At 64.4% G+C, this 14,069-nt stretch carries 12 protein-coding genes; 2 read left to right on the top strand and 10 right to left on the bottom strand.

Translation table 11 applies throughout. The features are described from left to right. Positions 1–93 precede the first annotated feature (93 nt). Genes ACVWYQ_RS00655 through ACVWYQ_RS00645 form a run of 3 tightly spaced genes read right to left on the bottom strand, consistent with a single transcriptional unit; the run spans position 94 to position 4,058 of the window. Positions 94–525 carry a RidA family protein gene (locus ACVWYQ_RS00655; RefSeq protein ID WP_157282368.1) on the bottom strand — a complete coding sequence of 144 codons (432 nt, stop codon included), beginning with the start codon at positions 523–525 and terminating at the stop codon, positions 94–96. Between the two features lie 18 nt (positions 526–543). Continuing rightward, a complete protein-coding gene (locus ACVWYQ_RS00650; RefSeq protein ID WP_271540750.1) occupies positions 544–1,722 on the bottom strand; it encodes an acyl-CoA dehydrogenase family protein in 1,179 nt (392 codons plus the stop codon). A 17-nt stretch (positions 1,723–1,739) separates the two neighbouring features. Further along, the gene (locus ACVWYQ_RS00645; RefSeq protein ID WP_271540751.1) at positions 1,740–4,058 is read right to left on the bottom strand and encodes a bifunctional salicylyl-CoA 5-hydroxylase/oxidoreductase; all 2,319 of its coding nucleotides are present in this window, start codon (positions 4,056–4,058) and stop codon (positions 1,740–1,742) included. A 281-nt stretch (positions 4,059–4,339) separates the two neighbouring features. Here ACVWYQ_RS00645 and ACVWYQ_RS00640 point away from each other — a divergent pair, with 281 nt between their 5' ends. Then, positions 4,340–4,846 (top strand): MarR family winged helix-turn-helix transcriptional regulator, encoded by a 507-nt coding sequence (locus tag ACVWYQ_RS00640; RefSeq protein WP_128262334.1) that lies wholly within the window; start codon positions 4,340–4,342, stop codon positions 4,844–4,846. Between the two features lie 12 nt (positions 4,847–4,858). Here the strand turns inward: ACVWYQ_RS00640 and ACVWYQ_RS00635 are convergent, their stop codons facing one another. The 7 genes from ACVWYQ_RS00635 to ACVWYQ_RS00605 are packed head-to-tail and all read right to left on the bottom strand — an operon-like array spanning position 4,859 to position 12,246. After that, the gene (locus ACVWYQ_RS00635; protein WP_404541872.1) at positions 4,859–6,514 is read right to left on the bottom strand and encodes an ATP-dependent acyl-CoA ligase; all 1,656 of its coding nucleotides are present in this window, start codon (positions 6,512–6,514) and stop codon (positions 4,859–4,861) included. Positions 6,515–6,532: 18 nt separating this feature from the next. Continuing rightward, on the bottom strand, positions 6,533–7,690 hold the full coding sequence (locus tag ACVWYQ_RS00630) for an ABC transporter substrate-binding protein (RefSeq protein WP_404541875.1): 1,158 nt from the start codon (positions 7,688–7,690) through the stop codon (positions 6,533–6,535). Positions 7,691–7,747: 57 nt separating this feature from the next. Then, positions 7,748–8,530, bottom strand: coding sequence for a cyclase family protein (locus ACVWYQ_RS00625; protein WP_404546251.1), 783 nt, complete (start codon positions 8,528–8,530; stop codon positions 7,748–7,750). A gap of 34 nt (positions 8,531–8,564) precedes the next feature. Then, positions 8,565–9,806 carry an SDR family NAD(P)-dependent oxidoreductase gene (locus tag ACVWYQ_RS00620; protein WP_404541877.1) on the bottom strand — a complete coding sequence of 414 codons (1,242 nt, stop codon included), beginning with the start codon at positions 9,804–9,806 and terminating at the stop codon, positions 8,565–8,567. Continuing rightward, positions 9,803–10,981, bottom strand: coding sequence for a thiolase family protein (locus tag ACVWYQ_RS00615; RefSeq protein ID WP_271540754.1), 1,179 nt, complete (start codon positions 10,979–10,981; stop codon positions 9,803–9,805). Before ACVWYQ_RS00615 ends, ACVWYQ_RS00620 begins: the two co-directional genes overlap by 4 nt. Positions 10,982–11,003: 22 nt before the next feature. Beyond that, positions 11,004–11,432: an organic hydroperoxide resistance protein gene (locus tag ACVWYQ_RS00610; protein WP_333919222.1), complete on the bottom strand. Its 429-nt coding sequence runs from the start codon at positions 11,430–11,432 to the stop codon at positions 11,004–11,006. A gap of 31 nt (positions 11,433–11,463) precedes the next feature. Continuing rightward, positions 11,464–12,246, bottom strand: a complete 783-nt coding sequence (locus tag ACVWYQ_RS00605) for an aspartate/glutamate racemase family protein (RefSeq protein WP_404541879.1) — start codon at positions 12,244–12,246, stop codon at positions 11,464–11,466. 635 nt (positions 12,247–12,881) lie between these two features. Between ACVWYQ_RS00605 and ACVWYQ_RS00600 the strand changes: the two genes are divergently transcribed. Continuing rightward, positions 12,882–14,030 (top strand): ABC transporter substrate-binding protein, encoded by a 1,149-nt coding sequence (locus tag ACVWYQ_RS00600; RefSeq protein ID WP_271540755.1) that lies wholly within the window; start codon positions 12,882–12,884, stop codon positions 14,028–14,030. Positions 14,031–14,069 lie beyond the last annotated feature (39 nt).

Raw genomic sequence — 14,069 nt, 5'->3', positions numbered from 1 at the left:
AAAATATCGAGCTCTCGCTCCAATCCATCACGGGCGCCGTGGAGAGCTTTCCATCGTCGCGGTCTCGCCTCGGGCCTGCGGCCGACGCCTTCGTCAGCGCGGGACGACGGCCGTCGCCTCGATCTCGACACGCGAGGATGGCTCGACGAGACGCACGATCTGCACCAGCGCCATGCTGGGGTAATGGGCGCCAATGACCTCGCGATAGACTTTGCCGAGCGCCTTCAGGTTCGACACATATTCGTCCATATCCACGACGTACCAGGTCAGGCGCACGAGATGGTCCGGCCGCGCGCCGCCCTCTGCCAGGATCGCGACGATGTTTTCGAGCGTCTGGCGGACCTGCGCAACGAGTCCGTCGGCAAATCGCCCGGCGGCGTCCCAACCGACCACACCACCCGTCACGATGAGTCGTCCTTCAGCCATGACACCGTTCGCATACCCCTTCGGCTGCGGCCAGCCGCTGGGCTGAAGCAGTTGCAGACCACGCGCAACGGGGGCTTCCGGCTTGCTGATCGTGCTCATGCGTAGTTCTCAATCCTCTCAGCGCGGCTTCAACAGCTCGCGGGCGACAATCAATTTCTGGACCTCGGTCGCGCCCTCGTAGATGCGCAGCGCGCGGATTTCGCGGTAGAGACCTTCGACGACCTCTCCCTTGCGCACGCCGCGGCCGCCGAACATCTGGACGGCACGGTCGATGACGCGCTGCGCGGTCTCGGTGGCGGTCAGCTTCGCCATGGCGGCTTCGCGCGTCGTCGGAAGCTTCTGCACATCGCGGCGCCAGGCCGCGCGGTAGGTCAGCAGCGCCGCCGCGTCGGTGTCGGTCGCCATGTCGCCGAGCGCGGCCTGGGTCAGTTGAAGATCCCCCAGCGTCGCACCGAACATGTTTCGGCTGCGGGCATGCGACAATGCCTCGTCGAGCGCGCGACGGGCAAAGCCGAGGGCTGCGGCGGCGACCGATGCGCGGAAAATATCCAGCGTCTGCATCGCGAGCTTGAACCCGCCCCCGGGCGCGCCGAGCCTACGGCTGGCGGGAATCCGGCAATTGGTGAAGCGCAACGTCGCCAGCGGGTGCGGCGCGATGACGTCGATGCGCTCGGCAATGCTAAAACCGGGATCATCCGGAAAGACGACGAAGGCCGAAATGCCGCGGGCGCCCGGCGCCTCGCCCGTTCGAGCGAACAGCGTATAGACGTCGGCAATACCGCCGTTCGAGATCCAGGTCTTCTCGCCGTCGATGACGTAGTTGTCGCCGTCGGCCCGCGCCGTACATGACATCGCCGCGACGTCCGACCCCGCCTCCTTCTCGGAGAGCGCGAAGGCCGCGAGCCATTCGCCGGAACGCACCTTCGGCAGCACGGCCTTGCGCAGCTCTGCCGAGCCACCCAGAGCAATCGCTCCGGAGCCAAGCCCCTGCATGGCGAAAGCAAAATCCGCGAGGCCATCGGCATAGGCCAGCGACTCGCGCGACAGGCAGATCGAGCGGGAATCGATCGACGTCGCATCGCCATCGGGCGCCGCGACCGCGCAATCGAGCAACCCCGCCTCGCCCATCGCACGCACAAGCTTGCGACAGGCACCATCCACATCATTGTGATCGATCTTGTGAAGGGCTCCCGACTGCACGAAGCGATCGAGCGCCTCGCCGATCGCAAGATGGGGGGACTCGAAGAACGGCCAGTCGAGCCATTCGCGCCGGATCATCTTTACCACGGAGTTCATCCGATCCCCTCCTTCGCTCACTGCGCGGCCACGGCAGCAGCACGCGCCAGATTGGCTTCGTATTGTCCCTTGGCGGACAGATACTGCTTCGGCCAGTTGACCGCTGTGATGCCGATGCGCGCGGCTTCGTGCAGCGTCCAGGCCGGGTCGGCGAGATGCGGCCGCGCAATCGCGCAGAGATCCGCGCGGCCAGCCGCGAGAATCGAGTTGGCGTGATCGGCCTCGGAGATCGCACCGACTGCAATCGTCTCGATGCCGACTTCGTTGCGGATCAGATCGGCGAATGGCGTCTGGAACAGGCGGCCGTAGATCGGCCGTTCCTCCTTCCAGACCTGTCCCGAGGAGCAATCGATCACGTCTGCTCCCGCCTCCTTGAACATCGCAGCGAAGATCGCGGCGTCCGCCGGCGTGTTGCCGCCTTCGGTCCAGTCATGGCAGGACAGCCGCACCGACATCGGCCGATCGGATGGCCATGCCGCGCGCATCGCCCTGAACACCTCCAGCGGAAAGCGCGCACGAGCTTCGTGGCTGCCGCCATATTCGTCGGTCCGCCGGTTGGTCAGCGGCGAGAGGAAGCTCGACAGCAAATAGCCATGGGCGCAATGAAGCTCGAGCCAATCGACCTTGGCGTCGGCAGCACGGTGCGTTGCGGCGACGAAATTGTCGCGGACGCGGTCCATGTCGCTGCGGTTCATCTCCCGCGGCAACTGGCTGTGCGGCAGATAGGGCAGCGCGGAAGCCGAGATCAGCGGCCAATTGCCCGAAGCCAGCGGCTGGTCAATCCCCTCCCAGGCGAGCCGGGTCGATCCCTTCCGCCCGGCATGGCCGAGCTGGATGCCGACCTTGGCGTGTCCGACGCTATGGATCAAATCGACCAGCCGGCGCCATTGTGCCGCTTGCTCATCATTCCAGAGCCCGAGACAGCCCGGCGTGATCCTGGCATCCGGCGAGACGCAGGTCATCTCGGCAAAGATCAACGCGGCGCCGCCCATGGCGCGCGCTCCGAGGTGGGCGATGTGGAAGTCGTTGATGAGCCCGTCCTTCGCCGAATACATCGCCATCGGTGAAACCATGATGCGGTTCGCCAGCGTGAGGCCGCGCACGCGGTGCGGCGTCAGCATCGGCGGCGGTACCCGTTCGCCGTCCTTGACGACGATGCCCGAGCGCGCGGCAAACCATCGCTCGAATCCTTCCAACCAGGCACGGTCGCGCAGGCGCAGGTTTTCATGGCTGATGCGCTGCGAACGCGTCAGCATCGAATAAAAGAATTGCGGCGGTTCGAGCGTATCAGCATAGCGCCGGCCGACTACTTCGAACCATTCCATGGCATTGCGCGCGGCGTTCTGGATGCGCGCCACGTCGACGCGACGCACTTCCTCGTAGGCCTCCAGCACGGTCGGGATGCCCTCGCGTCCGTGACCATGGCGATCGAACTGGTTGGCGAGCTCGATGGCGTCGTCGAGCGCGAGCTTGGTGCCCGACCCGATGGCGAAATGCGCGGTGTGCGCGGCGTCGCCCATCAGCACGACGTGGGAGCGGCCGTTGAACACGTTCCATTTGCCGCAGATCAGGCGGCTGAAATTGAGCCAGGCCGAGCCGCGCAGATGGCGGGCGTTGGTCAAAAGCTTCGCACCGTCGAGCGTCTCCGCAAAGATCTTCTCGCAGAAGTCGATCGACTCCTGCTGATCGAGCTCGCCCAGCCCGTGAGCATTGTAGGCTTCTTCCGTGGTCTCGACGATGAAGGTCGAGGTCTCCGCATCGAACTTGTAGATATGTGCCTGGAACCAGCCGTGCTCGGTCCTCTGGAAATCGAACGTGAAGGCGTCGAACGCCTTCTTGGTGCCGAGCCAGATGTAGCGGTTCGGCCGGATCACCATATCCGGCTGGAACTGTTCGGCATAGCGGGCACGAATCCTGGAGTTGACCCCGTCGCAGGCGACGATCAGGTCGGCGTCGGGAAATTCGAGATCGGACTCCACCTCGCGCTCGAAGGCGAGCTCGACACCCAGAGCCTCGCAGCGCCTCTGGAGAATGTTGAGCAGATGCTTGCGACCAATGCCGATGAAGCCGTGGCCGGTAGTACGCTGGCGCGTCCCCTTGAAGACGAGCTCGATGTCGTCCCAATGATTGAAGGCGTTCTCGATCTCGGCCGCGCTCTCGGGGTCGGCAAGGCGCATCGCAGACATCATGGCATCGGAGAACACCACCCCCCAGCCAAACGTATCGTAGGGCTTGTTGCGCTCGACGACCGTGATGACATGCTCCGGATGTCGACGCTTCATCAGGAGGCCCAGATAGAGGCCGGCCGGCCCGCCGCCGATACAGACTATGCGCATGATCCCTCGCTTTCGCGCGTTGCGCCGAGCTCTCACCCAATTATTTTAAGTATAAAATATTTCCTCGATGCGTGCATTGTCAAGACGGTTCTGCAAAGACGTTGGAGGCAAGCCCCTCACCGCAGCACCGATCATGAAATTCAGTGTAAATCGGATGCACGGCGGCGCCGATTCCGGATCCTTCGGAGGCAGCCTTGAATTTACTTTTGGCACGAACTATCTTGCCGACGTCCACGAGAGCTGCGCCAGCTTTCATGAGCCACGAAGCCCGGGAGATTCGATTGGCACTCGCGAAGGAGTCCACGCCTGTTTCGGCCAGGAATGAGACGGATCAGGAGGCCGAGTACAGGGCTCAGACACGCCTTTGGCTCCGACTGCTCGCCTGCACGTCCCTCATCGAAGGCGAGTTGCGGCGCCGGTTTCGCGAAGAGTTCGACTTCACGATGCCCCGCTTCGACGTTCTCGCCCAGCTCGACCGCGAACCAAGCGGACTTGTGCTGGGAGAGCTGCCCAAGCGCCTGATGGTCTCGGCCGGGAACCTCACGCCAATCGTCGACCGCCTGGTCGCAGATGGATACATCACCCGCACGGCGTCGAACCTCGACCGGCGCGTGCAGATCGTCTGTATGACGGTCGAAGGCCGCAAGATCTTCAGGCGAATGGCCAAGAGCCACGGCGCATGGCTTGCCGAGCTGCTGGCGGATTTCCCGGCAGACCGGTTCGATGGATTGATCGGCGAACTCGACGAACTCAAGGCCGCCGTCAGGGACGCCCTGCAAAAACCTTAAGCGAATACGATGTCAGCGTCGTACCTTCACTCCGGCCGCTTCGCGATCCCATGTATCCGTCGTGACGCCGGCATCGCGCAGTACGCCCTTCTTGATCTTGCCGTTCTCCGTCAGCGGCATCTGACTGAGGATTCGCACATAACGCGGAATAGCGAAATAGGCGATCCGCCCTTCGCAATGCCTGACGATGTCGACGGGCTGTAGCAAGTGGCCCGGTTCCAGCAGAATCGCAGCAGCAACTTCATCCTCACCCAACTCCGATGGCAGCGGGTAGATCGCGCAGGCAGCGACCGCGGGATGCGCCTGGATGGCCTGCTCGACTTCCCACGAGGACACGTTCTCGCCACGCCTGCGGATGGAATCCTTCATGCGATCGACGAAGCGATAATGCCCGTCGGAATCGCGAACGACCCGATCGCCGGAGTGGAACCAGAGATTTCGCCAGGCCTCCACGGTCTTCTCCGGCATGCCGAAATAGCCGGACGCGAACGCAAAGGGTTCTCTCGCGCGAAGCACGAGCTCGCCGGCCTCTCCATCAGGCAGCGCGGAATCATTCTCGTCGACGATCCGCGCCTCGATGCCATCGGCCAGGTACCCCATAGTCCCCGCCCGATCCGACGGGATCGTGCCGGCGAACACAAAATTCGTCTCGGTCGACCCGTAGCCGTCGACCAGCGGTACGCCGAAGCGCTCGCGGAACGGGCCGTGGATTTGCGGCGGCACGCCGCCGCCAAGCGCGACACGAAGACGATGCATTGACTCGTCTGCGCTCTTCGGCTGCGCCAGGAGCATCGACGCCATCGCACCGAGCAGATAGCCGACCGTCGCATTGTGGTGTCGCGCGGCAGCCCAAAAGCCGGAAGCAGAGAACTTCGACTCGAGCACGTACGTGCATCCGTTCAGCAGCGCCTGATAGAACGCATTCAGCGCGTTGGTGTGGAACAGCGGCAGCGTCGTGAACAGCACATCGCCCTCGCGGATTCCGAGCGCGCGCGCCGAATAGATGCCCCACCAGAACAGCTGCGCCTGCGGACAGCACACACCCTTCGCAGGCCCCGTGGTGCCCGACGTATAGAGGATCGCAACGGTGTCACCGGGACGGACGGCGCCCGCCGGGGCTGCGGCGCCAAGAGGCGGCAGCGGGACCGCGGAAATCCTGGCACCGACCGCGTCGGCGCCAGCTCCGATGATCCAGGTCCGAGGCGGCAGCTCGACATCCGCCTCGACACTATCGACCGCGCTGGCGAACTGAGCCTCGACGACGAGAAGCGCGGGTTGCGAGTTGCGGAAAATGTGTGACAGCTGGAAGCCGCGCAACGCGGTATTGATCGGGACGGCGATCGCCCCCAGCCACGCACAGCCGAGATAGACCTGCAAGAACTCCGGACGGTTCGAGCACATCAGCGCGACCCGGTCGCCCGGCTTGATCCCGGCATCGACCAGCGTCTGGGCCGACGCAGCCGCAATCGCCGCAGCCTGCGCAAAGGTCCAACGCGTCTCCCCGGCCACGAGCAGAAGGCGGTCGCCGTAACGCTCCGCCTGCCGCGTGAGCATCGTCGAGAGGATGCGCTCAGACGGCGGAAACGACGCCATCGCGCGCGCCCAGGCAGGCGTCACGTCCTCACCGCCGACCACCTCGCTGATGTTCGCCAGCGCATCTTTCTCCATTGCGACCATGCTCGCACCTCAAGGCAACAGCTTGTACTTGCCGTCCTCGATCTGAACCATGATGCGCGAGCGATCGTCGACCCCATGCCGGTCCGCCGGCGTGTAGGTGTAGACGCCCTGCGTCCCGACCACCTCTTTGGTGGTGAACAGCGCCTGGCGAATCGCGGTACGGAACTCAGGTGAGCCTGGTTTGGCACCGGTTTCCAGCGCACGCTTGGCGGCGTCGGCGAAGATCAGCCAGCCGTCGAAGGAATAGGACGAGAATGAATCCGTCGGCGCCTCGCCGTTGGCCTTTTCGAAGGCCGCGCGGAAATCCAGGGCGACCTTCTTTATCGGATTGCTGGCCGCAAGCTGCTCCGCCGCGGTCACAGGTCCCGTCGGGCACATGATGCCGTTGGCGGCCTTGCCGGCCAGACGAAGGAAATCGGCGCTGATCAGCCCGTGATTGCCATAGAGCGGTCCCTTATATCCCCGCTCGGACAGCGCGATGACCGGCAGCGCGCCTGGCGTGCCGGTGCCGCCGAGCATGATGGCGTCGGGACGCGCGGCGAGTGCGCGCAGCACCTGAGCCGTCACCGAGGAGTCCGACCGGGCATAGCGTTCGTTGGCGACGACCTTGATGCCAGCGGCCTTCGCACTCTGCTCGAGCGAATTGTACATGAGATCGCCGAACGCGTCGGAGAAACCGATGAAGGCGACGGTCATCAGGCCCTTGGCCTTCATGTGGTCGACGATTCCTCGCACCAGAAGCGGCGTCGGCTGCGGCGTCTGCACGACCCAGGGACCGCCGTCGCCTGACGGCACCGGTGCGATCGGCGACACCGCGATCATCGGAATCTTCATCTCGATGGCCGCGGTCGCCATCGCGAGCGTCTGGGGAGCGCCGGACGTGCCGATCAGGATATCGACCTTCTCCTGTTCCACCAGCTTGCGCGCATTGCGTGCCGACGCGGTCGGATCGGAGCCGTCGTCGAGCTGGATGACCCGCAGCTTCTCGCCGCCGATTTCGCCGATATAGACCTGACCTGCCGCGATCCCCTTCGCGTTGGGAATACCAATCGATGATACCGGCCCGCTGAGGCCGGTGACGAATCCGACGAGGATCTCGGCCTGCGCGAATTGCGGAACGGCAAGCAGCAATGCAGTGAAAGCCACCAGGCTCTTGATCAAGTTCATGGCACCTGTCTTACGTGAGAATTTCTTGGTCTGATTGGCGAGCGCCATGGATTGGGCTCAGGTCGACGACGCCAGAGCGATGACTCGAAGCGGGCTGCCGGAACCGTTCTGGATCTTCAGTGGCGAGGCCACGATGACGGCGCCGGTGGCCGGAAGCTGATCCAGGTTACACAGGCATTGCAGGCCGTAGCGGCCCGCGCCGTGCAGAAAGTGATGCGCGGGATAAGGCGGCTCGAAGTGCCCGGCCTGCCCCGCATCCGTGCCGATGGTTTCGGTGCCGAAACCGATGACACCGCGCTCCTCCACCAGCCACTTCATCACCGCCGGGTTCGGGCCCGGCGTATGCGCGCCGTCGTCCCCGAGATTGGAGTAATCGCGCCAGCCTTTCTTCGACCAGTCGGTCCTGAGCAGCACCCAATTCCGCTCGGGGATACGGCCGTGCCTGGCTTCCCAGGCTTCGACAATCGGGACGGTCAGCAGGAAATCGGGATCCTGCGCTGCCTGCGCCGAGCAGTCGATGACACAGGCCGGTGCAATCATGTCCTTGGCGGGCATCGTGTCGACGGCATTGTTCGGCAGGTTCTTGCCGGTGAACCAGTGAATCGGCGCGTCGAAATGCGTGCCGGTGTGTTCGCCGAACGTAACGTTGTTCCAGTACCAGGCCGGGCCGCGACCATCGTATCGCGATATTTCCTGGATGCGGACAGGCGCGGCCTGACCGAACTCCGGCGGGAGGACGATGACCGGAAAGTCCGGACTGAGTGTGAAGGTCAGATCGACGACGCGCACCGCGCCGGAAGAAATCGCACTCGCCAGCTCTAGGAGACTCTTGCTTTGCATGGTCACGTCCTCCAGCTCGGTTGAAATCCGCTTGCTATCTGTCAAGCTCGCGCTCGAGCGCTTTCGGATTGGCCGCGAGACGTTGTCGGATCTCCTCGGCGACATCTCCGACATACATCTCTTCGAGCCCGCTCTTGAGGCCCGAGACGATCGCCTGCGCGATCACGCGCGGCGCGACCTTCGGCGGCGGCACGGTCTGGAACCATTCGGTGTCGACAGGGCCGGTGAACAGGTTCATTACCCGGACGCCGCCGGGCCGCAACTCCGCGCGCAAGCAATGCGACAGCGACAGGCACGCCGCTTGCGAGGCCGAGTAGGCGCCGAAGGCGGGCCAGTTCGCCAGTGCATAGACCGAGAGAATATTGACCCATGCGGCACTGCTGTTGATGCCGTCGGCACCGCGCATCCGCATGGTGGGGCCAAAGGCTTGAGCGAGATTGATGAAGCCGAGATAGGCCTGATCGATCTCGTCCCGTGCGATGCTCGTGCCTCTGCGATCGAGCAGGCCGCCCGGCCGGACATATTCCGTCGTGTTGACGAGAATATCGACCTTGCCGCCGATATCGGCCGCAAGATCGCTAGCCGATTTTTCGTCAGCCGCATCGAGAGTCACGATCTCGATCCCCTCCTGGCCCCGCAGCCGCTCCTCGCCGGCGAACGGCCGCCATGGTTCGGCAACGCCGACGAACACCGTCTTGGCGCCCGCCGCCGTCAAGGCGGCGACGGCTTCCTGACCGATGACGCTGCGGCCGTTGGTGACGAGCGCGCGACGAAATTTCGGATCGGCCGTCATCTCCCGCCACTGCTTGTCGTCTGCCATGTTGGGAGTCTCCCCTTCGGGACGGGCAAAGGCCACCGCCTGGCCGCTCTTGTCGAGTTGCAGCGACATGCTGACGGCCGCGCCCTCTGCGCAGTCGGCATGAAGATGTGCGACGATCGTCGGACCGCAATCCATCTTGACGAGGCCGATCCGCCACGGCGCCCGTTCGCGGAAATAGACGTCGCTCGGCACCCGTGCCGTTGTCTCGGCAAGCAGTACACCTCGCCGCGGCGCATCGACGAAAGCGAGGCCGGCCGAAAGACAAGACGGGCAGGCTTCGCGCGCCGGATAGGCAAAGGCGCCGCAAGCCTCGCAGCGCTGCAGCATAAAGCGGCCTTCGGCGGCCGCACGCGTGAACCCGTGCGACATCCTGCTGCGCGGTCGTGGTGGCGAGGCCGGTAGCCGCGTCCGCAGCAGCGGGTTCTTGCGCCGGGGGGGCTTGATCGGCTCTATCATCGCGAAGGTCCAGCAAGGATCGCGGCACCCGAGGCGAGACCACGATCATAGTTGATCATACCGAACCCGGAGGCCAGAGCGAGGCTCGCATTCCTGACTTGCGTGGGACCGGCACTGCCCAGAACCTGCCGCAGCCCTTCAACGAGGCCGAGATAGGCGCCGGCGGCACCGGCCTGCCCGACCGAGAGCTGTCCGCCCGAGGTATTGTGCGGGAAGTCGCCGTCGATGGTGAGATCGTGTTGGCGCACGAACTCAGCGCCCTCGCCCTTCTTGCAGAATCCGAGATCCTCGAACTGCATCATCGTGATGACGGGATAGTCGTCATAGGTCTGCACGACATCGAGATCGTCAGGCTTGACGCCGGCCATCGCATAGAGCTCGCCGACATCCATCGCCCAGCCGCCGCGCACCTGCATCGGATCGTCGGCAAAGGCATTGTGCCGCTCGATCGTCGAAAGGAGTCGCGCGGCGGGCAGCTTCAGGGATGAAGCCGTCTCATCGCGCATCACGAGGAAAGCTTCCGCGCCCGCACAGGGCATCACGCAATCAAACAGGTGGATCGGATCGGAGATCGGCCGGGCCGCCAGGTATTGCTCGAGCGTGAGCGGCGCCTTCATGAGCGCATGCGGGTTGCGCAGGGCATTGGCGCGCTGGGCGACAGCGATCTTGCCGACGTCCTCGCGCGCGACGCCGAACATTCGCATATAGTTGCGCGCAATCAGCGCAAAGCTGGCATTGGCGCCGCCCGCGCCGTAAGGATAGACGGCGTCCTGATTGAACCGCGAGAAATTCTCCAGCGTCAGCCTGAACGAATCGACGTGATTGGTGTCGCCAGCGACGCACCCCACGATGTCGGCATCGCGCGCCTGAACCGCGCGCGCGGCCTTGCGCAGCGCCGCGATGGCGCTGGCGCCGCCGAGCGGGATCGTGTCCAACCACCGGACGCAGAGCCCGAAATGCTGCGTCAAGCCGACGCCACTGTCCGTGCCCATGGTGAAACTGGAGACGCACAGGCCGTCGATATCGGAGGCCTTGATGCCGGCCTGCGCGACGAGCGCGCTCAGCGCCCGCCCGATCCACCATTGCGCGCTCTCGATGGAGTAGCGCACATAGGGAATCGTGACGGGAGCCGCGATCACCACGCCGTCATATGGTGCGCGCAAGGTGTTGGTCACCGACCGTCCTCGTTCATCCGCCTCAGACCACCGTCAGTTTCACGTCAATATTGCCGCGGGTTGCGTTGGAATAGGGGCAACGCTCATGCGCACCGGCAACGACCTCTTCGGCCACGGCCTTCTCGACACCGGGCAGGTTGACTTTCAGCTCGACAGCGAGGGCATATCCGACGGGCACCGGCCCCATCGCAACCTTCGCAGTCACGGAGGGCTCGGCAGAGGGCACTACCTTCCGCGTGCGCGCGACGAGCCTGACCGCGCCGAGAAAGCAAGCGGCATAGCCGGCCGCAAAGAGCTGCTCGGGATTGGTGCCTTCGCCACCGGGACCACCCATCGATTTCGGCAAGGACAGGGACACCGAGAGCAGACCGTCAGCGCTGGCCGCCTTGCCATCCCGGCCTCCGGTCGCCGTCACCTCGGTCTCGTACAGGATCTTTTCGGGGGTCATCATTATTTGTTCTCCAGGAACGGTTTTTCGAGCACTAGCGGCTGTTACGGGCAAGTAGCGCGCGGAAGTCATCGCGGGCCTGGGCGCTGGCCCGCCTGAAGCTCGGCCCGCGGCTGGGCTCGGTGCCATTGAGCTTCCGGAGCTGCACCCACATCTCGGCACTCTTGAGCGCCACGGCCGCGCAGTTGACCACCGGAGCGTAGCCGACCTTCAGGCCATGCTCCCGCCCGATCAAGAGGCCTGGCAACACGCCGGCCGGGATCACGACATCCGCGCCGCGTTCCACCAGCGGGAGCGCGCAGGCGACGAAATCCTTGACCATGCGGGCTTGCGCGGCAGCGTTTCCGGCGAACGCATCGGCGAAATCATCCGGCCTGCAGCCAAGGCCGGTCACATGGACGACGCGATCGCCGAGGCCGTAACGCTCAGCCTGCTCATAGTGCAAGACCTCGAAGACGGGATCGAGCGTCACAAGACCTAGCCGCCGCCCGAGTTGAGAGGCCGCCAGCAACGTCGCCTCGCCAGTCCCGATCACGGGAATGTCGAGCGCCGAGCGCAACTCGTAGAGTCCGGGATCCTGGAAATGCCCCATGACGAAGGCGTCGAACCCACCCTCCTCCGCTGCGATGCCGTTGTCGATTGCCTGGACCGCACAGCGCAATTCCGCGAGCCGTCCGAACTCGCGGTCCGGCGGACTGATGCCCTGGACGTGGACCGCCGTGCCTGGCGCAGCGATGTCGTTCAGGTATTCCGACAGCCGCGCCATGTAGGGCGCATTCACGCTCGCATCAACAAAGCTCTGCCAGAAGATGCGCATCGTCCTTCTCCTCAAGCGGTGATCGGAGGATCGGTCGTCGGCTGCCGATGAATATATTTCAATCATAAACTAATTGACGCGTCAAATGCGCGCGGCCGCGACGGTGACCAGTACCGTCGGGGCCAAGGCGAGCACAGCGTTTTTGATCGGTGGAATAGCGCAGAAGCGCCGCACACTGACGAAATTGTATGCAACAACATTTTCTTCTGACAGCCCCGTGACACGTGTTGACGGCGCCACCGGAGTTACTTTAGGCTTTAAGTAATTCCTCGCCGGTCAAGGACCGGTGGCCATGACAATGATGTTGCAGGGCACCGATTTTGAGAGACTCGATCGTGTGGACAGTCGCCGTGCTCGAACAGCCGGCCTTAGCAGCAGCATCGCCGGTCGCGCATCGCGGCGGCATCGACGACCTTTCATCGCTCCGGAAAACGCCCGCTTGCATGTGCCGGTGGGCCTATCGTTCGCGCGGCACGCAACATCATGACTGCTGAGCGCCGGGCCAGCACACTCTCTTCGGTCGCGCCCGGTATTTGGCGCCGCAGCAATGTTTTCAATCGGTCGGTTCGTCGTTCGGTGACCCCGCGCGGCAGCATCGAAGCATTCCTATCCAGCATCAACGGAGGAGAACGCATATGCGCAAGGCTCTGAGTTTACTTGCACTTGCTGCCGGCATCGTCACAGCCCCCGCCGCGCGGGCCGATATCACCATCGGCTTCGTCACCTCGCTCAGCGGCAACGGCTCGTCGATCGGCATCCCCTACGGGCGCGGCATCAACGCGGCCTATGAATACAAGAAGACCGTCAACGGCGAGACCATCCGCCTGATCCAGCTCGACGACGGCTCCGACCCGTCGGCCGCGACCCGCAACGCCCGCAAGCTGGTGGAAGAAGAGAAGGTCGACCTCCTGATCGGCACGGCGACGGCGCCCTCGACCATCGCCATGGCGGCAGTGGCGAGCGAATTGAAAGTGCCGATGATCGCGGTTTCGCCGATCGGCAAACTGCCGGAAACACCCGAGCAGTGGGTGGTGTCGGTGCCGCAGCCTGCATCCCTCCTCGTCAAGATCATCGCCGATCGCATGAAGCGCGATGGCATGAAGAACATCGGCTATATCGGCTTCTCCGACGCCTGGGGGGACCTCGTCTACAACGGCGCCAAGGCGGCGGAGGCCGCCGGCGACGTCAAGATCCAGACCAACGAGCGCTATGCGCGCACCGACACTTCGGTCACCGCGCAGATCCTCAAAGTGCTTGCGGCGCGGCCGGACGCCGTCCTGGATGGTGGCTCGGGGACCCAAGGTGCGCTGCCGCTCCTCAGCCTCGCGGAGCGCGGCTTCAAGGGAAACACCTACGGCACGGTGGCGCTCGTCAATCCGGACTTCGTGAACGTCGGCGGCAAGGCGGCCGAAGGCATCCAGGTCTCCGCCGGCCCGGTCATCGTGGCCGAGCAGCTGCCCGACGAACACTTCGCCAAGAAGATCGCGCTGGATTTCCGCAGCGTCTACCAAAAGGTCCATAACATCCCCACCACGGACGGCTTCTCCGCGTACTCGTTCGACGCCTGGCTGATCTTCGCCAACGCAGCAGAGCGCGCGCTCAAGACGGCGAAGCCCGGCACGGCGGAATTTCGCGCCGCCCTGCGGGACGCGATTCTCAGCACCAAGGAGCTGCCCGGCGTGCACGCCATCTACAACTTCAAGCCCGGCTCGGTGACCGGCGTCGATGAGCGCGCGCTGGTCGTGGTGCGCCTGACCGGCGGCGCCTGGAAATACGCGCCGTAGTCGGACAGCGGCAGGCCACCAGAACAAGGGGACGGCGTT

Source organism: Bradyrhizobium sp. USDA 3397, assembly GCF_054060965.1.
The sequence above is the reverse complement of the archived record's forward strand: the minus strand, read 5'-3'. Positions and strand labels throughout refer to the sequence as shown.